Annotated in this window: 17 protein-coding genes and 1 pseudogene; 15 read left to right on the top strand and 3 right to left on the bottom strand. The window is 64.7% G+C overall.

Translation table 11 applies throughout. The features are described from left to right. Nucleotides 1-137 precede the first annotated feature (137 nt). Nucleotides 138-476, bottom strand: coding sequence for a P-II family nitrogen regulator (locus QZY06_RS07680; RefSeq protein WP_022977574.1), 339 nt, complete (start codon nucleotides 474-476; stop codon nucleotides 138-140). A gap of 197 nt (nucleotides 477-673) precedes the next feature. Between QZY06_RS07680 and QZY06_RS07675 the strand changes: the two genes are divergently transcribed. The 3 genes from QZY06_RS07675 to QZY06_RS07665 are packed head-to-tail and all read left to right on the top strand — an operon-like array spanning nucleotide 674 to nucleotide 3,471. Beyond that, nucleotides 674-2,212: a phytoene desaturase gene (locus QZY06_RS07675; protein ID WP_295682437.1), complete on the top strand. Its 1,539-nt coding sequence runs from the start codon at nucleotides 674-676 to the stop codon at nucleotides 2,210-2,212. Further along, complete coding sequence (locus QZY06_RS07670; protein WP_295682435.1) at nucleotides 2,199-3,320, top strand: phytoene/squalene synthase family protein; 1,122 nt, start codon at nucleotides 2,199-2,201, stop codon at nucleotides 3,318-3,320. The genes QZY06_RS07675 and QZY06_RS07670 overlap by 14 nt, the downstream gene beginning before the upstream one ends. Before the next feature lie 7 nt (nucleotides 3,321-3,327). After that, nucleotides 3,328-3,471 (top strand): hypothetical protein, encoded by a 144-nt coding sequence (locus QZY06_RS07665; protein WP_295682433.1) that lies wholly within the window; start codon nucleotides 3,328-3,330, stop codon nucleotides 3,469-3,471. 7 nt (nucleotides 3,472-3,478) lie between these two features. On the opposite strand, the gene QZY06_RS07660 is transcribed toward QZY06_RS07665, so the two are convergent. Together QZY06_RS07660 and crtD are read right to left on the bottom strand one after the other, a co-directional pair. Beyond that, complete coding sequence (locus QZY06_RS07660) at nucleotides 3,479-4,384, bottom strand: carotenoid 1,2-hydratase (protein WP_295682429.1); 906 nt, start codon at nucleotides 4,382-4,384, stop codon at nucleotides 3,479-3,481. Beyond that, nucleotides 4,312-5,886, bottom strand: coding sequence for a 1-hydroxycarotenoid 3,4-desaturase CrtD (crtD, locus tag QZY06_RS07655; protein WP_295682426.1), 1,575 nt, complete (start codon nucleotides 5,884-5,886; stop codon nucleotides 4,312-4,314). Before crtD ends, QZY06_RS07660 begins: the two co-directional genes overlap by 73 nt. 155 nt (nucleotides 5,887-6,041) lie before the next feature. Between crtD and QZY06_RS07650 the strand changes: the two genes are divergently transcribed. From QZY06_RS07650 to QZY06_RS07595, 12 genes and pseudogenes are all read left to right on the top strand, one after another. After that, nucleotides 6,042-6,911, top strand: coding sequence for a polyprenyl synthetase family protein (locus QZY06_RS07650; RefSeq protein WP_295682424.1), 870 nt, complete (start codon nucleotides 6,042-6,044; stop codon nucleotides 6,909-6,911). Nucleotides 6,912-6,934: 23 nt separating this feature from the next. Next, on the top strand, nucleotides 6,935-8,083 hold the full coding sequence (locus tag QZY06_RS07645; RefSeq protein WP_295682422.1) for a methyltransferase: 1,149 nt from the start codon (nucleotides 6,935-6,937) through the stop codon (nucleotides 8,081-8,083). Between the two features lie 143 nt (nucleotides 8,084-8,226). Next, on the top strand, nucleotides 8,227-9,168 hold the full coding sequence (bchC, locus tag QZY06_RS07640) for a chlorophyll synthesis pathway protein BchC (RefSeq protein WP_367275586.1): 942 nt from the start codon (nucleotides 8,227-8,229) through the stop codon (nucleotides 9,166-9,168). Continuing rightward, nucleotides 9,165-10,181, top strand: a complete 1,017-nt coding sequence (locus QZY06_RS07635) for a chlorophyllide a reductase iron protein subunit X (protein ID WP_295682420.1) — start codon at nucleotides 9,165-9,167, stop codon at nucleotides 10,179-10,181. Before bchC ends, QZY06_RS07635 begins: the two co-directional genes overlap by 4 nt. 19 nt (nucleotides 10,182-10,200) lie before the next feature. Beyond that, nucleotides 10,201-11,724 carry a chlorophyllide a reductase subunit Y gene (gene bchY / locus QZY06_RS07630; RefSeq protein WP_295682418.1) on the top strand — a complete coding sequence of 508 codons (1,524 nt, stop codon included), beginning with the start codon at nucleotides 10,201-10,203 and terminating at the stop codon, nucleotides 11,722-11,724. Further along, on the top strand, nucleotides 11,724-13,187 hold the full coding sequence (gene bchZ / locus QZY06_RS07625; protein WP_295682416.1) for a chlorophyllide a reductase subunit Z: 1,464 nt from the start codon (nucleotides 11,724-11,726) through the stop codon (nucleotides 13,185-13,187). The genes bchY and bchZ overlap by 1 nt, the downstream gene beginning before the upstream one ends. Before the next feature lie 132 nt (nucleotides 13,188-13,319). Then, nucleotides 13,320-13,463: pseudogene (gene pufB / locus QZY06_RS07620) on the top strand (light-harvesting antenna LH1, beta subunit); the annotation flags it as partial. Nucleotides 13,464-13,556: 93 nt separating this feature from the next. Continuing rightward, complete coding sequence (pufA, locus tag QZY06_RS07615) at nucleotides 13,557-13,763, top strand: light-harvesting antenna LH1, alpha subunit (RefSeq protein ID WP_295682411.1); 207 nt, start codon at nucleotides 13,557-13,559, stop codon at nucleotides 13,761-13,763. 117 nt (nucleotides 13,764-13,880) lie between these two features. Beyond that, entirely contained in the window at nucleotides 13,881-14,705 is an 825-nt protein-coding gene (gene pufL, locus QZY06_RS07610; RefSeq protein WP_273455454.1) for a photosynthetic reaction center subunit L, read from the top strand. Between the two features lie 10 nt (nucleotides 14,706-14,715). Further along, the gene (gene pufM, locus QZY06_RS07605) at nucleotides 14,716-15,699 is read left to right on the top strand and encodes a photosynthetic reaction center subunit M (RefSeq protein ID WP_295682404.1); all 984 of its coding nucleotides are present in this window, start codon (nucleotides 14,716-14,718) and stop codon (nucleotides 15,697-15,699) included. Beyond that, nucleotides 15,696-16,829: a photosynthetic reaction center cytochrome PufC gene (gene pufC / locus QZY06_RS07600; RefSeq protein ID WP_295682402.1), complete on the top strand. Its 1,134-nt coding sequence runs from the start codon at nucleotides 15,696-15,698 to the stop codon at nucleotides 16,827-16,829. The genes pufM and pufC overlap by 4 nt, the downstream gene beginning before the upstream one ends. A gap of 249 nt (nucleotides 16,830-17,078) precedes the next feature. Continuing rightward, nucleotides 17,079-17,873: a hypothetical protein gene (locus tag QZY06_RS07595; RefSeq protein WP_295682400.1), complete on the top strand. Its 795-nt coding sequence runs from the start codon at nucleotides 17,079-17,081 to the stop codon at nucleotides 17,871-17,873. Nucleotides 17,874-17,949 lie beyond the last annotated feature (76 nt).

Here is a 17,949-nt window from a genome sequence, read left to right as displayed (position 1 = left end):
TGAGACTGACCGGAAGCTGAAGGATCGGCGCAAGCCGAATCCTTCAGCCACAAAAAAGGCGGCGCTGCGAGGCGCCGCCTTTTTTGTTGTCTGACGCTCTGCTCATCGTCGATGAGCAGAGCGGCGCAGCGGATGGATCAGACCGCGTCCGGCCCGGTTTCGCCGGTGCGGATGCGCAGCACCTGCTCGAGTTCGGTGACGAAGATCTTGCCGTCGCCGATCTTGCCGGTATGCGCGGCCTTGGTGATTGCGTCGATCGTCGGCTCGACGAGTTCGTCGCGCACTGCCACTTCCAGCTTCAGCTTGGGCAGGAAGTCGACCACGTACTCGGCACCGCGATACAGCTCGGTATGACCCTTCTGACGGCCGAAACCCTTGACCTCGGTCACGGTGATGCCGCTCACACCGATGTTCGCGAGCGCTTCGCGGACTTCGTCCAGCTTGAACGGCTTGATGATTCCAGTGATCAACTTCATGGCGGGCTAGGGACTCGGGTTCGTGCGCGGGATACCTGCACGGTAACGGTCTGAACCTGTTGGTTCAAGCGGCGCGCGCATCGCGATCGAATCGAAGCCTGCCGATCGAGCACTGGCAGGGCAGATCGATCAAATTTTGTTGTCTTCAAGGGTCGACGGCGATTGTCAACATTAGTTGACTTATGTACTGTCAATCAATGAATGCGCCCCATCATTTCCAGCTTCCGTCGGGCTACGACGATCGTCCGCACGCCGTCGTCATCGGCAGCGGTTTCGGCGGGCTGGCTGCGGCGGTGCGGCTCGGAGCGCGTGGCTACCGGGTGACGGTGCTGGAAAAGCTCGATGCTCCCGGCGGCCGCGCCTACGTCTACCGGCAGGACGGCTATACCTTCGATGCCGGCCCGACGATCGTCACCGCACCCTTCCTGTTCGAGGAACTGTGGGCGCTGTGCGGCAAGCGGCTGGCTGATGACGTGGAACTGCGCCCGGTATCGCCGTTCTATCGCATCCGTTTTGCCGACGGCGAAGTGTTCGATTACAGCGGCGACGCCGAAGCCATGCGCCGCGAAATCGCCCGCTTCTCGCCGGCTGACGTTGCCGGCTACGAGCGCTACATGCAGATGAGCGAAGCGATCTTCAAGGTCGGCTTCGAGGAGCTCGGTCATGTGCCCTTCGATTCGATCCTCGACATGCTCAAGGTCGCGCCCGACCTGATGAAGCTGGCCAGCTATCGCACCGTCTATGGGCTGGTATCGCAGTACATCCAGGATGAGCGTCTGCGCACGGTGCTGAGCTTTCATCCGCTGCTGGTCGGCGGCAATCCGTTCTCGACCACCTCGGTCTACTGCCTGATCGCGCATCTCGAACGCAAATGGGGTGTGCACTTCGCGATGGGCGGCACCGGCCGTCTGGTCACCGGCCTGGTCGGCCTGATCGAAGGGCAGGGCGGTGTGGTGCACTGCAACCGGGAAGTCGCCGAGATCACGCTCGATGGCCGTCGCGCGACCGGCGTACGGCTGGTCGATGGCGAAACGATGGCCGCCGATATCGTCGTCTCCAACGCCGACGCCGCCTGGACCTACCGCAACCTGCTGCCGACCGCGTCGCGCAAGCGCTGGAGCGACGCCAAGCTCAAGCGCGCGCGCTATTCGATGGGCCTGTTCGTCTGGTACTTCGGCACTCGCCGTCAGTACCCGGAAGTGGAACACCACACGATCCTGCTGGGGCCGCGCTACAAGGAACTGCTGACCGACATCTTCGACCGCAAGATCCTCGCTGACGATTTCAGCCTCTACCTGCATCGGCCAACCGCGACCGACCCTTCGCTGGCACCCGCCGGCTGCGATGCCTTCTATGTGCTGTCGCCAGTGCCGCATCTGGCCAGCGGAACCGATTGGGCGAAGGAAGCCGAGCGCTATCGGAAGTCGATCGAAAAGCTGTTGTCGGCGACCTTGCTGCCGGGGCTGGAAAACGAGATCGCGAGCTCGCACCTGCTGACGCCGCAGGATTTCCAGGATCGCCTCAACTCGGTCAATGGCGCGGCCTTCAGCCTGGAACCGATCCTCACCCAGAGCGCCTGGTTCCGGCCGCACAACCGCAGCGAGGATGTCGACAATCTCTATCTCGTCGGCGCTGGCACGCACCCGGGCGCCGGCCTGCCGGGCGTGCTGTCCTCGGCGCGCGTGCTCGATACCGTGGTCCCCAACGCGGAGACGTTTGCGCATGCCCACGCCTGAGTCTCGCGATATCGCAGCCGCTGATCTCGCCGCTTGCCGGCGCTTGCTGCGCGCGGGTTCGAAATCGTTCTACGCGGCGTCGCTGCTGCTGCCGAAAGCGGTGCGCGATCCGGCTTGCGCGCTGTACGCGTTCTGTCGCTTGGCCGATGACGCGGTCGATATCGATGGCGGCGGTCAGCATGCCGTCGTCCGGCTGCGCGAGCGGCTCGATCGCGTCTACGCCGGTGTGCCACATGCCATCGCCGCGGATCGCGCACTGGCGCGGATCGTCGTCAGCCATGCGCTGCCGCGCACCTTGCTCGATGCGTTGATCGAAGGCTTCGAATGGGATTCCAGCGCTCGCCGCTATGAAAGCCTTGGCGAGCTGCACGCCTACGCCGCGCGAGTGGCCGGCGCGGTCGGCGCGATGATGGCCTTGCTGATGGGCGTGCGTGCGCCGGAAGCAATCGCCCGCGCCTGCGATCTCGGCGTGGCGATGCAGCTGACCAATATCGCCCGCGATGTCGGCGAGGACGCCCGCAACGGCCGGCTGTACTTGCCACGCGCCTGGTTGCGCGAGGCCGGTATCGATGCCGACCTCTGGCTGACGGCACCCGTGTTCGATGCCCGGCTGGCCTCGGTCATCGAGCGTCTGCTGGTGGAGGCTGATCGGCTTTATGCCCGGGTCGATTCCGGCATCGCCCGATTGCCGTCCGGCTGCCGTCCGGGCATCAATGCCGCGCGCCTGCTGTATGCCGAGATCGGCCAGGAACTGCGTCGCCGCGGTGGCGATTCGGTCAGCCAGCGCGCCGTGGTACCGGGCAGCCGCAAGCTGGCGCTGCTGATGCAGGCCTACGCCGGGCCGCTCGATGTTCGTGCCGGTGCCGCCGAACCAGCGATTCCCGAAACCTGTTTCCTGATCGACGCCGTTGCCGCCGCCGCGCTGCCCGATCTGACGGCCGACCCCATTCAGGCCCTGCCGTGGTGGCGCTTCCGTGCGCGTGCACTCTGGGTGCTGGATCTGTTCGAACGGCTGGAGCGTCAGGAGCGGCAGTCGCAGGCGCTGCGACGTCGCGCAAGCCCGTCGTGGACCGAAGCCGAGCTGAGTTTGAGCCGCAGCGAGGCCTGAACAGTCGATGAAGATCGACTGGCTCGCGGTGCTCGATCTGGGGCTCGCATTTGGCGCGATCCTGGCTTTTCTGCTCTGGGAATTATGGTCGCTGCGACGTGCGCAGCGACGTGATCGCGAAACAGAACGGCAGCGCGATCAGCAACGCTGAACTGTTCTCAGTGCCCGGCGCGCGGCATCCGGAACGGCAGCATCCATTGCACCACCGGTTGCCTGAAGCGATCGAGATCCAGACTTTCATGGACGCCGGTGGTTGGTTCGCCGCATAGCGTCGTCGACAACAGTGAGCGCGCGTAGAACGGCGTGTCTTCGAGCGTCTGCACGATCGCCGCAGCGCCGTCTTCTCCGCGTGAGGCCCGATCGATTCGCCAGCCGGTTTTCGGCAACACCACGGCAGGCGGCGGTTCGAAGCGCGAGACCTCGCCGTGACCATCGAAACGCAACGCCAGGTTCAATGCCGAGCCGTCGCGGCGGGCGACGTCGTAGAGCACGGCCGAGCCCTCCCGCAATGGGTTGCGCGACCAATGCCAGGAACGAAACGCGTCCTCGATCGGCGTACCGCCGGCGTTGCCATCGAGATAAGCCTCGCCGGACCAGGACAGCTTCGGCGAGTCGAGCTCGACCTCGATGCGGGCGCTGGGCGCGATCGGCGTCCAGACGTGCTGACCCGCCTCGGCGAGGGTTTCGACATGTGTGCTCAAGGCGCGTGGATGTAGCCGCAAGCGACCGCGTATCCGCGATGGCCAGGGCACGGTGCGTTCGTCGAGATCAACGATCAGGCTCTGGCCGTTCCAGCGCAGTTCGCTGCGACCGATCGCCAGCGTGTCCGGCGTGCGCAGCACGCTGCCGCGGCGGCGCTCGGTCATCGCCCAGCGATGGCCGCTCTTGCCGTACAGCGCGATGTTGATGGCGCTGTGGTCCAGCGGTTCGCTGCTGCCGCGACGACGCGCGCGCTTGTAGTACGGCGAGAACACGCTGCCGATGAAGGCGATCAGGGTGAGGGCGTGTTCGCCGTCGTCGCTGAGTCCATCGAGATACCACCAGCGATAGCCACCGGAAACCACGGCTGTGTCGAAGCGAAATCCGCCATCAGGCTGGCCGCCGCGAGTCGCCCGGAAATCGCCGCCATCGGCACGCCCGGCCCCGGGTGCGTGCTGCCCCCGGCCAGGTACAGGCCGGGCATGCGGCTGCGCGAACCCGGCCGCTGGAACGAGGCCATCCAGCCGTGTGAAGCCGGGCCGTACAGCGCCCCGCCAGTCCCCGGAAACAGACGGTGAAAGTCCTGCGGCGCGGTCAGCACCGTCTGCTCCGGGCGCTGCTGCAGATTCAGGCCGCAGGCTTGCAGCCGCTTGAAAGTCGCGCTTGTGCATGAGGCGATATCCGAGGCATCGAATGGGGAGTGGTCGCCGATGGCGGGCGCGTTGACCAGGCATAGCAGGCGTTCGCTGTGCGGCGCTGATGACGCGTCGTCGAGGCCGTCGCCACGGTCCTGGGCGCAGACGTAAACGGTCGGTTCGCGCGGCAAGCGCGCCTGGCGCAGATCGTCGAACTCGGCGCGGTAATCGCCGGAAAAGAACACGTTGTGGCGCGACAGCGGAAAGCCGGAACTTCGCGCCAGCATCGACCAGGTGACCGCCGACAGCGAGCGCGCCGCCGGCTTCAAAGGCTTCACCGCGCGACGGGCCCGCTCGCCGAACAGGCCGGCCGCGATGGCCGAGGGATCGGCGTTGGCGATCACTGCATCGGCGTACAGACATTCGCCGCTGGCCAGCCGCAGACCGGTGACTCTGTGGCCGTCATCGAGGATTTCGCTGACCTCGCAATCCTGGTGTATCTGCGCGCCGAGGCGGGTCGCCGCAGCGGCCATTGCCTGCGCCAGGCGATGCATGCCGCCGCGCACTCGCCAGACGCCGTCCTGCTCGACATGCGCCACCAGCATCAAGGTGGCCGGCGAGCGGAATGGCGAGGAGCCGCAGTACGTCGCGTAGCGGCCGAACAACTGGCGCAGGCGGGGATCGTGGAAGTGATCGCCGAGTGCACTCCACAGCGTGGTGAATGGCGCGATCCGCCACAGCTCGCGCAGACGATGCAGGCCGACGGCGCGGCTCAAGGCGATCGGGCCGCTGCAGGCGTTGCGGATGAACGGGCCTTCGAGCGTGCGGTAGATCGACCGTGCTCGTTCGCTGAAGGCGATGAAGCGCTGGGCTTCAGCGCTACCGGCGAAATCACCGATCGCATCGGCGGAACGGCCGAGGTTGGCGTGCAGATCCAACCGCGCAGTCTCGTCCCAGGCGTGGCGGGCGAGGACGCTGGCGGCATCGAGCGGCACGGCGGCAGCGAAATCCAGCCCCGCGGCCGCGAACAGCGAGTCGAACACCCAGCGCATGGTCAGCACGGTGGGGCCGGAGTCGATCTGCTGGCCGTCGATGGCGATCGTCCGCATCTTGCCGCCGACCGTTGACGCCCGTTCGAGCACGGTTACCGAGCAGCCCTGCGCTGCCAGATCGATCGCGGCCGACAGGCCACCGATGCCGGCTCCAACGATCAGCACCTTGCGGGTTCGCATCGCTTGCTTCCCCTCCTGAATCGCGGTCTGCCGTCACGTTGACGCGACGGGAGGCGATGTCTATATTAAATTACAGTAAAAACGTAAATATTGATTTACACATTTGACCAGCCGGCAAGCGCCGCTCTGGCCTGCAGCAGCGACGGAGAGGCGACATGGCGAACGTGACGCGCATCGAGCAGGCCCTGATCTCCGCATTGGCGCCCGGTGAAGCAGCCGGTTGCCCGCCGAAACTGGCGGCTGCACTTCGTTACGCCGTGTTCCCCGGCGGCGCGCGGATCCGTCCGCGCCTCTGCCTTGCTGTGGCAATGGCCAACGGCGACCCGGACCCGGCGGCGACCGACGCCGCCGCGGCGGCGATCGAGTTGCTCCATTGCGCTTCGCTGGTTCACGACGATCTGCCCTGCTTCGACAATGCCGAGCTGCGCCGCGGCAAGCCTTCGGTGCATCGTGCCTATGGCGAACGGCTGGCGGTGCTGGCCGGCGATGGCCTGATCGTCGTTGCCTTCCAGTCGTTGGCCGCAGCCCTCGTTCACGATGCACAGCGGCTGGCCGCTCTGGTGCCGATCATCAGCCGTGCGATCAGCGCGCCGACCGGCATCGTTGCTGGCCAGGCCTGGGAGTGCGAGCCGCTGGCAGCGCTCTCCGACTACCAGCAAGCCAAGACCGGCGCGCTGTTCGCCGGCGCGACGATGGCGGGTGCCGCCGCAGCGGGCGTTGCCGATCCCACGCTCTGGCGTGAACTCGGCGAACGTCTGGGCGAAGCGTTTCAAGTCGCCGATGACATTCTCGATGTCGCCGGCAACGCCGAAAAGATCGGCAAGCCGACTGGCCAGGACGCCACGCTCGGCCGGCCAAACGCGGTCCGCGAACTCGGCCATGCCGGCGCACTGGCCCGGCTTGAATCGCTGGTCGACGGCGCCATCGCCGCGATCCCGGATTGCATCGGTGCCAACGCCCTGCGGGTTGCAATGCGGCTGGAAATGCAGAACCTGCTGCCGGTCGAACTGCGTCACGCGGCCTGAGTTCCTGGCCACCGCTGCCCATCATGGCCACGCTTGGCGCCGCGCCGCCTGAAGTCTCCTGGTTCGATCGCTTCGATGCTGCTTGCAATGCGACGATCGCAAGCCCGGCGTTCCGGCGCTTTGCCGCGAATTTCCCGCTGACCCGGCCGATCGCCCGCCGCCGGGCTCGTGCCGTATTCGATCTGGTGTCCGGCTTCGTCTACTCGCAGGTGCTGCTCGCCTGCGTGCGGCTGCGTTTGCTGGAGATGCTGGCAGAAGGGCCGGCAACGGTGGATCAGCTCGCCGCCCGCTGCGGCTTGCCGATCGATGGCCTGCAGCGCCTGGTCGATGCTGCCGTCGCGCTGAAGCTGGCGGCACGCAATCGCGATGGCCGCATCCGCCTTGGCTCGCTCGGTGCGCCGATCGCCGGTGATGCCGGCATCAGCGCGCTGGTCGAGCATCACGCGCTGTTCTATGCCGATCTCGGCGATCCAGTCGCGCTGCTGCGCGATGGCGCGCGTGAAGACGGTGAACTGGCGCGCTACTGGCCGTATTGCGCCAATCGCAGCGGCGAAGGTTTCGCGCCGGAACGAGTCGCCGCCTACAGCCGGCTGATGTCAGCCTCGCAGACCTTGATCGCTGACGTGGTGTTGCAGGCCTATCCGATGCACCGCCATCGCCGCGTGCTCGATGTCGGCGGCGGTGAAGGAAAGTTCCTGAGCGCCGTCGCGGCCCGCTGGTCGCAGCTCGGTCTGTTCCTGTTCGATCTGCCGCCGGTGGCCGAACGGGCGCGGGCGAGCTTCGCGGCGCAAGGGCTGACGACGCGCACGCAGGCCATCGGCGGCAGTTTTCTCAGTGATCCGCTGCCGCTGGGCGCCGATCTGCTGACCCTGGTCCGCGTGCTTCACGACCACGACGATGCGTCGGTGATGCAGCTGCTGCGCGCGGCGCACGCGGCCTTGCCGAGCGACGGCCGGATCCTGATTGCCGAGCCGATGTCGGACACCCCCAGTGCCGAGACCGTCGGCGATGCCTATTTCGGTTTCTACCTGCTGGCGATGGGCCGCGGACGGCCGCGCAGCCCGGCACGGATAGGCGAAATGCTGATCAACGCCGGCTTCACGAAGCCCCGATTGATCCCTACATCGATGCCATTGCAGACCTCGGTGATGGTCGCGCAGGTCAGTGAATGAGGGCTGTCCATTGGTCCTGACAAATAATCGGATCAAAGCGTAAATTTATCTTGACAGTTTTAATAGTCAGACTAAACTGACATTCACAGGAAAAGTCCGATCAACGGACGTGACCGCAGGCTGAGCGAACCGGGGGATCGGATATCAACACCATCGCCGTCGTCTTTGAGCAACCGGAACGCCTGGCGCTGACGCGCCTGGAGCTGGAGCCGGCTGGCAACGACGATGTGGTGGTCGATATCTGCTGGAGCGGCATCTCCACCGGCACCGAACGCCTGCTCTGGACCGGCCGCATGCCGATGTTTCCGGGCATGGGTTATCCGCTGGTGCCGGGCTACGAATCAGTCGGCCGCATTCGCGAAGCGGGCTCCAGTTCCGGCAGCAAGGTCGGCGATCTGGTTTTCGTGCCGGGCGCCCGCTGCTTCGGCCACGTTCACGGCCTTTTCGGTGGCGCAGCAGCCACAGTCGTGGTGCCGGGCGCCAAGGCGATGCCGGTTGATGAGCGGCTTGGCGAACAGGCCACCTTGCTGGCGCTTGCGGCCACCGCCTATCACGCACTGGCCGGTGCCGACGCTTCATTGCCCGATCTGATCATCGGTCATGGCGTTCTCGGCCGGTTGCTCGCCCGCCTGACCTTGGCGCTGGGCGGCACTGCGCCGACCGTTTGGGAAAGCAATCCCGATCGCGCCAGCGGTGCGATCGCTTATCCGGTGGTCGATCCGACTGCCGACACGCGCCGCGACTATCGGACCATCGTCGATGTCAGCGGCGACTCCAGCCTGCTCGACACCCTGGTCACCCGTCTCGCCCCTGGCGGCGAAATCGTGCTGGCCGGCTTCTACAGCGAGCGTCTGTCGTTTGCGTTTCCACCGGCGTTCATGCGCGAAGCGCGGCTGCGCATCGCAGCGCAATGGCAGCCGCAGGATCTGCTCGCCGTGAAGCACCTCGCCGAATCCGGAGCGCTGTCGCTCGACGGCCTGATTACCCATCGCCAGCCGGTCGCGGCTGCCGATGCTGCTTACCGCACGGCATTTGGCGATCCCGCCTGCCTGAAGATGATCCTCGACTGGAGCAAGCCACAATGAGCGCACCCGACGATGGCGTGAGCGCCATTCCGTTGAGCCAGTTGACCGAGTACCTGCGCATGGAAGCCGCGCAGGAACCGGATGCTGTGGCCACCGGCCCGGTGACCAAGGAAACGCAGATCATCGCGATCTACGGCAAGGGCGGCATCGGCAAGAGTTTCACGCTCGCCAACCTCAGCTACATGATGGCGCAGCAGGGCAAGAAGGTGCTGCTGATCGGCTGCGATCCCAAATCCGACACCACCTCGCTGCTGTTCGGAGGCAAGGCCTGTCCGACGATCATCGAGACCAGCTCGAAGAAGAAGCTGGCCGGTGAGGAAGTGAAGATCGGCGACGTCTGCTTCAAGCGCGATGGTGTCTTCGCGATGGAGCTCGGCGGCCCGGAAGTCGGCCGCGGCTGTGGCGGTCGCGGCATCATCCATGGCTTCGAAACCCTCGAAAAGCTCGGCTTCCACGAGTGGGGCTTCGACTACGTGCTGCTCGATTTCCTGGGCGACGTGGTCTGCGGCGGCTTCGGCCTGCCGATCGCCCGCGACATGTGCCAGAAGGTCATCGTCGTCGGCTCCAACGATCTGCAGAGCCTGTACGTTGCCAACAACGTCTGCTCGGCCGTCGAATACTTCCGCAAGCTCGGCGGCAATGTCGGCGTCGCCGGCATGGTCATCAATCGCGATGACGGCACCGGCGAAGCGGCGAGCTTCGCGCAGCACGTCGGCATTCCGGTGCTGGCAACGATTCCCGCTAACGACGACATTCGCCGCAAGAGTGCGAACTACGAGATCGTCGGTCGGCCGGAATCGCAATGGGGACCGCTGTTCGCCGAACTGGCCGAGAACGTCCACAACAGCATCCCGATGCGGCCGACGCCGCTGAGCCAGGACGGCCTGCTCGGCCTGTTCTCGGCGCATTCCACCGGCCGCGATTACGTGCTGACGCCGGCCACCGAATTCGACATGTGCGGCAAGACCGAGATCGTCAAGACCTCGCTCGAAGTCGTCTACGACAACGTCTGAGCCAGAGCCTGAATCTGACATGGCCGACGACGCCCCGATCCTGTCGAACCCGCAAGCGCTGAACAGCGACGGTCTCGGCTGCCACTCGGGCAAGGACAAGATGCTCGAAGCGGCGAAGGCCGCCGGCAAGAGCATTACCCTGGAGCAGTACGCGAAGGACTATCCCAAAGGGCCGCACGACCAGCCGCAGTCAATGTGTCCGGCCTTCGGAAGTTTGCGTGTCGGCCTGCGCATGCGCCGCACGGCGACGGTGCTCAGCGGTTCGGCCTGCTGCGTTTATGGACTGACCTTCACCTCGCACTTCTACGGCGCGCGCCGCACCGTCGGCTACGTGCCGTTCAACTCCGAAACACTGGTCACCGGAAAACTGTTCGAAGACATCCGCGAAGCGGTTTTCAAGCTCGCCGATCCGGTCAACTACGACGCCATCGTCATCATCAATCTCTGCGTGCCGACTGCCAGTGGTGTGCCGCTGCAGATCCTGCCGAAAGAGATCAACGGTGTGCGCGTCATCGGTATCGACGTGCCGGGCTTCGGTGTGCCGACCCATGCCGAAGCGAAGGACGTGCTCGCCGCCGCCATGCTCCGCTACGCCCGCAGCGAGGCCGAAGCCGGCCCGGTGCAGGCGCCGCGTGGCGGCATCAGTGCCAAGCCGACGATCACCTTGCTGGGCGAGATGTTCCCGGCCGATCCGGTGATCATCGGCATGATGCTTGAGCCGATGGGCCTTGCTGCCGGCCCGGTGGTGCCAACCCGCGAATGGCGTGAACTCTATTCGGCACTGGACTGCGCAGCCGTTGCCGCGATCCATCCGTTCTATACCGCGAGCGTTCGTGAATTCGATGCCGCCGGCCGCAAGGTCGTGGCTTCGGCACCGGTCGGCCACGATGGCACCGAAGCCTGGCTGCAGGCGATCGGCCAGGCGACCAACGTTTCACAAGCCTTGATCGATGCCGCGAAGAATCGCTTCCTGCCGGCGATCAAAGGCGCGCTGGCGAAGATGCCGATCAAGGGCCGCATCACCTTGTCCGGCTATGAAGGTTCCGAACTGCTGGTCGCTCGCCTGCTGGTCGAAAGTGGCGCCGATGTCCGCTATGTCGGCACCGCCTGCCCGCAGACGAAATGGAGCGATCCGGATCGCGAATGGCTGGCCGCGAAGGGCGTGCACGTTCAGTACCGCGCATCGCTGGAACAGGACATTGCTGCGATCCGCGAATTCCAGCCAGATCTGGCGATCGGCACCACGCCGGTCGTGCAGTACGCGAAAGAGCGCAAGACGCCGGCGCTCTATTTCACCAATCTGATTTCTGCGCGTCCGCTGATGGGCCCCGCCGGTGCTGGTTCGCTGGCGACGGTCATCAATGCCGCGATGGCCAACCGCGATCGCTTTCTGGCGATGGACGAGTTCTTCGAAGGCGTCGGCAAGGGCGACAACGCCGGTGTCTGGGAAGAGCTGCCCAAGGCGCGTCCCGAGTTCCGTGCCAGCTACGCGAAGAAGATGGAAAAGGCGCGCAAGGCCTCGAAAGTCGAGGAGCCGATCTGATGCTCGTCCTCGATCACGATCGCGCAGGTGGCTACTGGGGTGCCGTGTATGTGTTCACGGCGATCAAGGGCCTGCAGGTCGTCATCGATGGCCCGGTAGGTTGCGAGAATCTGCCGGTCACGTCGGTGCTGCATTACACCGATGCGCTGCCGCCACATGAGTTGCCGATCGTCGTCACCGGTCTGGCTGAAGCACAGCTGGGCCGCGAAGGCACCGAAGGTTCGATGAAGCGGGCGCATGCCGCGCTCGATCCGGATATGCCTGCAGTCGTCGTCACTGGCTCGATCGCCGAGATGATCGGCGGCGGCGTCACGCCGGAAGGCACCGGCCTGCTGCGCTTCCTGCCGCGCACCATCGATGAAGATCAGTGGCAGTGCGCCAACCGTTCGATGAACTGGTTGTGGACGCAGTACGGCCTGAAGAAGATTCCCGAGCGCAAGCCTCGTAAGGAAGGCGAGAAGCCGAGAGTCAATATCATCGGCCCCTGCTACGGCACCTTCAACATGCCGAGCGATCTCGCCGAGATGCGTCGTCTCGTCGAAGGCATCGGCGCCGAAGTGAACCTCGCGTTTCCGCTCGGCAGCCATCTGGCCGATGTACCGAAGTTGATCAACGCCGACGTCAACATCTGCCTGTATCGCGAGTTCGGACGGCTGCTCTGCGAGACGCTGGAGCGCCCCTATCTGCAGGCGCCGATCGGCCTCCATTCGACGACCAAGTTCCTGCGCAAGCTGGGCGAGCTGCTGGGGCTCGACCCGGAGCCGTTCATCGAGCGAGAGAAGCACACGACGATCAAGCCGATCTGGGATTTGTGGCGCTCGGTGACGCAGGATTTTTATGGCACGGCGAGCTTCGGCATCGTTGCCAACGATACCTATGCGCGCGGCGTGCGCCATTTCCTCGAAGACGAGATGGGCATGCCCTGCAACTTCGCGATCTCGCGGATCGCTGGTGCGAAAACCGACAACGAAGCGGTGCGTCAGCTGATCAAGGACAAGCCGCCGCTAGTGCTGTACGGCAGCTACAACGAGCGCATGTATCTCGCCGAATCAGGCGGTGGTGGAATGATGAAGGCCACCTGGATTCCGGCTTCGTTTCCCGGCGCGATCATCCGCCGCCATACCGGTACGCCGTTCATGGGCTACGCCGGGGCGACCTATCTGATCCAGGAATTCTGCAACGCGCTGTTCGATGCGCTGTTCCACATCCTGCCGCTGGGCACGGACATGGATCGAGTCGAGCCAACGCCGTCGCGCCTGATTTCCGAGATGCCCTGGCTCGATGATGCCAAGGCCCTGCTCGACGAGCTGCTCGAAGCGCAGCCGGTACTGGTCCGCATCTCGGCCGCCAAGCGGTTGCGTGATCGTGCCGAGGCCGATGCCCGTCGTGCGGGTGAAGAAGCCGTCACGGCGGCTCGTGTGCAGCGCTCGCGCAGCGCGCTCGGCGAAGGGGTTTCAGCGTGAGCAAGTCAAAACGAATGTGGAGTCGTTCGCAAGGCGGACGTGCGAATCAGCGAAATGGAGTGATCCGTTTCGAAGGTCCTCGCCGCGCAGGTAGCGCGGTAACGGCCGCAAGGCCTGATTGGAGGTATTGACATGTCTGAAGAAAGAAGCGGGTCGCTGTCGGGCCTGACGGAGAAGGAAGCGAAGGAGTTTCACGGGGTGTTCATCACCAGCTTCATCCTGTTCACGGCGATTGCGGTGGTTGCGCATTACCTCGTCTGGAGCTGGAAGCCCTGGGGCTGAGCTGTCCGTGCAGTGATTGGCGAGCACAAGAACATCCGTTCAGGCGCCCGTCGATTCCGTCTTGATTTGTTTTAGGAGGCAAAACCCATGTGGAGAATCTGGCTGCTTTTCGATCCGCGCAGAACGCTGGTTGCGCTGTTCACGTTTCTGTTTGTTCTGGCGATCCTGATTCACTTCATCCTGCTCGGGACCGGGCGCTACAACTGGATTGGCGGCGGGGCTGCTGCAGCACCGACCACCACTTCCCAGCTGTCGCCGCTGCCGCCTTCGCAGGGCTCCGCAGGAAAGTCGTAACGGCAACGCCTGCAACCGGTGGCGGATGAGGCAGAGGCAACTCATCCGGCCAAATCTGCCACCGGTGGCAGTGCGGTAGAGAACCGATCACAGCCGATAGACCAGGGGGTCTTCGTCATGGCGATGCTCAGCTTTGAAAGAAAATATCGAGTCCGCGGAGGCACCCTGCTCGGGGGTGATCTGTTCGACTTCTGGGTGGGGCCGTTCTACGTCGGCTTCTTCGGCATCACGACCGCGTTCTTCGCCGCACTCGGTACTGCGCTGATCGTCTACGGCGCCTCGCTGGGGCCTACCTGGAACATCTGGCAGATCAGCATTGCACCGCCCGATCTGTCGTACGGCCTAGGCATCGCGCCGCTGAAGGAGGGCGGGCTTTGGCAGATCATCACGGTCTGCGCGCTCGGCTCCTTCGTATCCTGGGCTTTGCGGGAAGTGGAGATCTGCCGAAAGCTCGGCATGGGTCTGCACGTACCGTTTGCCTTCGCTTTCGCCATCCTCGCCTACTTCACGCTGGTCATCGTCCGACCGGTGCTGATGGGTGCCTGGGGGCATGGCTTCCCGTACGGCATCACCAGTCATCTCGACTGGGTGTCGAACACGGGTTACCAGTACCTGCATTTCCACTACAACCCGGCGCACATGCTCGGCGTGAGTTTCTTCTTCGCGACCACGCTGGCCTTGTCGCTGCACGGCTCGCTGATCCTGTCCGCTACCAACCCGCGCAAGGGTGAGCCGGTCAAGACGGCCGAGCACGAGAACACCTTCTTCCGCGACATCATCGGCTACTCGATCGGCGCGCTCGGCATCCATCGTCTCGGCCTGTTCCTGGCGCTGAGCGCGGTGTTCTGGAGCGCGGTCTGCATCGTCATCAGCGGCCCGTTCTGGACCCATGGATGGCCGGAATGGTGGAGCTGGTGGCTCAATCTTCCGGTCTGGGGCTAAGGGGGCAGTCATGGCTGAATACCAAAATATCTTCACCAGAGTTCAGGTGACCGCCCCGCCGTATCCGGGCGTGCCGCTGCCGAACGATGGCTCCATTGGCGGGCGTGACGGCAAGCCGTTTCTGGCGCACCTGATCGGCAAATTCGGTGATGCCCAGATCGGTCCGATCTATCTCGGCTGGACCGGCCTGACCTCGATCCTGTTCGGCTTCATCGCCTTCGAGATCATCGGCCTGAACATGCTGGCCTCGGTGGGCTGGAACTGGATCGAGTTCGTTCGCCAGCTGCCTTGGCTGGCACTGGAACCGCCACCGCCGTCGTACGGCCTGAGCTTCCCGCCGCTGAATCAGGGTGGCTGGTGGCTGATCGCCGGCTTCTTCCTGACTTCGTCGGTGCTGCTCTGGTGGCTGCGTACTTACCAGCGTGCGAAAGCGCACGGCATGGGCCCGCATGTGTCCTGGGCCTTCGGCGCGGCGATCTGGCTGTACCTGGTGCTTGGCTTCTTCCGGCCGATCCTGATGGGCAGCTGGGGCGAAGCGGTGCCGTTCGGCATCTTCCCGCATCTGGACTGGACCGCCGCATTCTCGATTCGCTACGGCAACCTGTTCTACAACCCGTTCCACATGCTGTCGATCGCCTTCCTGTACGGCGCGACACTGCTGTTCGCCATGCATGGCGCCACCATTCTCGCGGTGAGCCGTTACGGCGGTGAGCGCGAACTGGAGCAGATCGTCGACCGTGGCACGGCCTCGGAGCGTGCAGCACTGTTCTGGCGCTGGACGATGGGCTTCAACGGCACGATGGAATCGGTGCATCGCTGGGCCTGGTGGTTTGCGGTGCTGTGCCCGATCACCGGCGGCATCGGCATCCTGCTGACCGGCACCGTCGTCGACAACTGGTACCTGTGGGGCATCAAGCACCACATCGTCGCGGCCTATCCGGCCGTGTGGGCACCGACTGTCGATCCCGCCACGCTTCCGGGAGCCCAGCCATGAGCCAGACCGGCTATCGAATGAAGACACTGTTGGCGCTGGCCACGTCGGGGATACTGCTGGCGGGCTGCGAACGTCCTCCGGTAGAGGACGTGCAGCACGGCTTTCGCGGTACCGGCATGGTGCAGGTCTACAACCCGCGCATCGTCGCCGAACAGGCTGCGCACAACGCGGTGCCGGCAGCACAGCCGGCGGCTGCGGAAGGCGGGCCGATCGCCGGCACCATCTATCAGAACGTCAAGGTGCTCGGCGGCCTGAGCATCGGCGAGTTCAATCGCACGATGCTGGCGATGACCTCCTGGGTGGCGCCGAAGGAAGGCTGCGCGTACTGCCACAACCCGGCCAATCTCGCCGAGGACAGCAAGTACCAGAAGGTGGTTGCCCGGCGGATGCTGGAGATGACCCAGCACATCAACAGCACCTGGAAGCCGCACGTCCAGGAGACCGGCGTCACCTGCTACACCTGCCATCGTGGCCAGCCGGTGCCGGCGAACATCTGGTACACCGAGGCCGACAACACCGCACAGGGCGCGATGGGCAATCGGGCGGGGCAGAACCGCGCGGCTGCCGCGATCAATCTGTCGGCATTGCCGGGTGATCCGTTCACGCCTTTCCTGCTCAATGCCGAGCCGATCCGCATCGAAGGCACGACGGCGCTGCCGCCGGGCAATCGCAAGTCGATCAAGCAGGGCGAGTGGACGTACGCGCTGATGACGCACATGTCGCAGAGTCTCGGCGTCAACTGCACCTATTGCCACAACTCCCGGCAGTTCGCGGACTGGACGCAGAGCCCGCCGCAGCGTGCCGTTGCCTGGCATGGCATCCGGATGGCGCGGGAGTTGAACAAGGACTACCTGCAGTCGCTGACCGATGTCTTCCCGAAGGAGCGCAAGGGCCCGCTGGGCGATGTTGCCAAGCTGAACTGCGCCACCTGCCATCAGGGTGCCTACAAGCCGCTGTACGGTGCACCGATGCTCAAGGATTACGTGACCGCGCTGGCGGCACCGATCCCGGCACCGGAAGTTGCGCCACCTGCCGCCGCACCGGCTGAAGGCGTAGCACCGCCGGCCGAGACCAGCAGCACACAGGCGCCCACAGTTGCGACCGACAAGACCGCCAAGCCCTCAGGCTAGGGCCGCACTCCGCAACACAGCCATCCGTGGCAGCACTGCCGCAGATGGCTGACCTCGACCCTGGGACGACCAACATCGTCCCGGGGCTTTTTTTGTCTGGATGTTCGAGGAAACGAGGCCCGGCCGTGACCAGGTTCACGGCCGACGTCGGCCGTTGCCGATCACGTCGCCAACAAGTTCGCTAGATTCCAACGGCCATGCGAGCGGTCTCTGCGATGGCACCACGCTCATTCATTGCCGAGGTCTCCCATGCCGACCCTGACTGCCGCGCTCCGCGCCGAGTACGAATCGCTGTTCAACCGTTGCGTGATCAATCCGAGCCGGACGAAACCGGTCAACGATCTGGTCAAGAAGCTGATCGGCAATCGCGCTCGCTATGAAGCGGTATCGAGGGCGACCGGTGTGCCCTGGCACTTCATCGCCGCGACTCACAACATGGAGTCGAGCCAGAACTTCACCAAGCATCTGCACAACGGCGATCCCTTGACCGCGCGTACCGTGCAGGTGCCAAAAGGCCGGCCGCTGGGGCCGCCGCCGTTCACCTGGGAAGTCAGTGCGACCGATGCGCTGGGCCTGAAGAAGCTCGATGCCAGCACCGACTGGAGTCTGGCCGGCACGCTGTTCCGGCTCGAGCTGTACAACGGCTGGGGCTATCGCACCCATCATCCGGAAACGCTGTCACCGTATCTGTGGAGCTTCTCCAACCACTACGTCAGCGGCAAGTACGTCAAGGACGGTGTCTGGTCGCCGACTGCCGCTAGCGATCAATGTGGCGCCGCCGTGTTGCTGCGCCGAATGGCCGAACTGGGCGAGATCGCGTTCAAGGTGCCGGCTGCGGTAGCCGCAGCGGCGCAGGCAGTGCCGCGCTATGCAATGAAGAAATCGACCGATGCCTCGATCGTCGCCCAGGTCGAATCGCTGCAGCGCTGGCTCGGCGGCTTCCCGCAGATCTTCCTGAAGGTGGACGGCGTGCCGGGAGAAAAGACTTCCAACGCGTACAAAACGGTAACCGGCAGCTTCCTGCCGGGTGATCCGCGCAGCTAACGCAGTTTTCGTCGAATCGCAGACACCTGTGCTTTCCCCCTCTCCCCTTTGCGGGAGAGGGATCAAGGGAGAGGGG

The organism is uncultured Nevskia sp., assembly GCF_903885465.1.
In the GTDB taxonomy this organism is placed as follows: Bacteria; Pseudomonadota; Gammaproteobacteria; order Nevskiales; family Nevskiaceae; genus Nevskia.
The sequence above is the reverse complement of the archived record's forward strand: the minus strand, read 5'-3'. Positions and strand labels throughout refer to the sequence as shown.

Bases quoted from the DNA above. Each gene is read 5' to 3' on its own strand.
- QZY06_RS07680 (WP_022977574.1), bottom strand. From the start codon at position 476: ATGAAGTTGATCACTGGAATCATCAAGCCGTTCAAGCTGGACGAAGTC.
- QZY06_RS07675 (WP_295682437.1), top strand. From the start codon at position 674: ATGAATGCGCCCCATCATTTCCAGCTTCCGTCGGGCTACGACGATCGT.
- QZY06_RS07670 (WP_295682435.1), top strand. From the start codon at position 2,199: ATGCCCACGCCTGAGTCTCGCGATATCGCAGCCGCTGATCTCGCCGCT.
- QZY06_RS07665 (WP_295682433.1), top strand. From the start codon at position 3,328: ATGAAGATCGACTGGCTCGCGGTGCTCGATCTGGGGCTCGCATTTGGC.
- crtD (WP_295682426.1), bottom strand. From the start codon at position 5,886: ATGCGAACCCGCAAGGTGCTGATCGTTGGAGCCGGCATCGGTGGCCTG.
- QZY06_RS07650 (WP_295682424.1), top strand. From the start codon at position 6,042: ATGGCGAACGTGACGCGCATCGAGCAGGCCCTGATCTCCGCATTGGCG.
- QZY06_RS07645 (WP_295682422.1), top strand. From the start codon at position 6,935: ATGGCCACGCTTGGCGCCGCGCCGCCTGAAGTCTCCTGGTTCGATCGC.
- QZY06_RS07635 (WP_295682420.1), top strand. From the start codon at position 9,165: ATGAGCGCACCCGACGATGGCGTGAGCGCCATTCCGTTGAGCCAGTTG.
- bchY (WP_295682418.1), top strand. From the start codon at position 10,201: ATGGCCGACGACGCCCCGATCCTGTCGAACCCGCAAGCGCTGAACAGC.
- bchZ (WP_295682416.1), top strand. From the start codon at position 11,724: ATGCTCGTCCTCGATCACGATCGCGCAGGTGGCTACTGGGGTGCCGTG.
- pufA (WP_295682411.1), top strand. From the start codon at position 13,557: ATGTGGAGAATCTGGCTGCTTTTCGATCCGCGCAGAACGCTGGTTGCG.
- pufL (WP_273455454.1), top strand. From the start codon at position 13,881: ATGGCGATGCTCAGCTTTGAAAGAAAATATCGAGTCCGCGGAGGCACC.
- pufM (WP_295682404.1), top strand. From the start codon at position 14,716: ATGGCTGAATACCAAAATATCTTCACCAGAGTTCAGGTGACCGCCCCG.
- pufC (WP_295682402.1), top strand. From the start codon at position 15,696: ATGAGCCAGACCGGCTATCGAATGAAGACACTGTTGGCGCTGGCCACG.
- QZY06_RS07595 (WP_295682400.1), top strand. From the start codon at position 17,079: ATGCCGACCCTGACTGCCGCGCTCCGCGCCGAGTACGAATCGCTGTTC.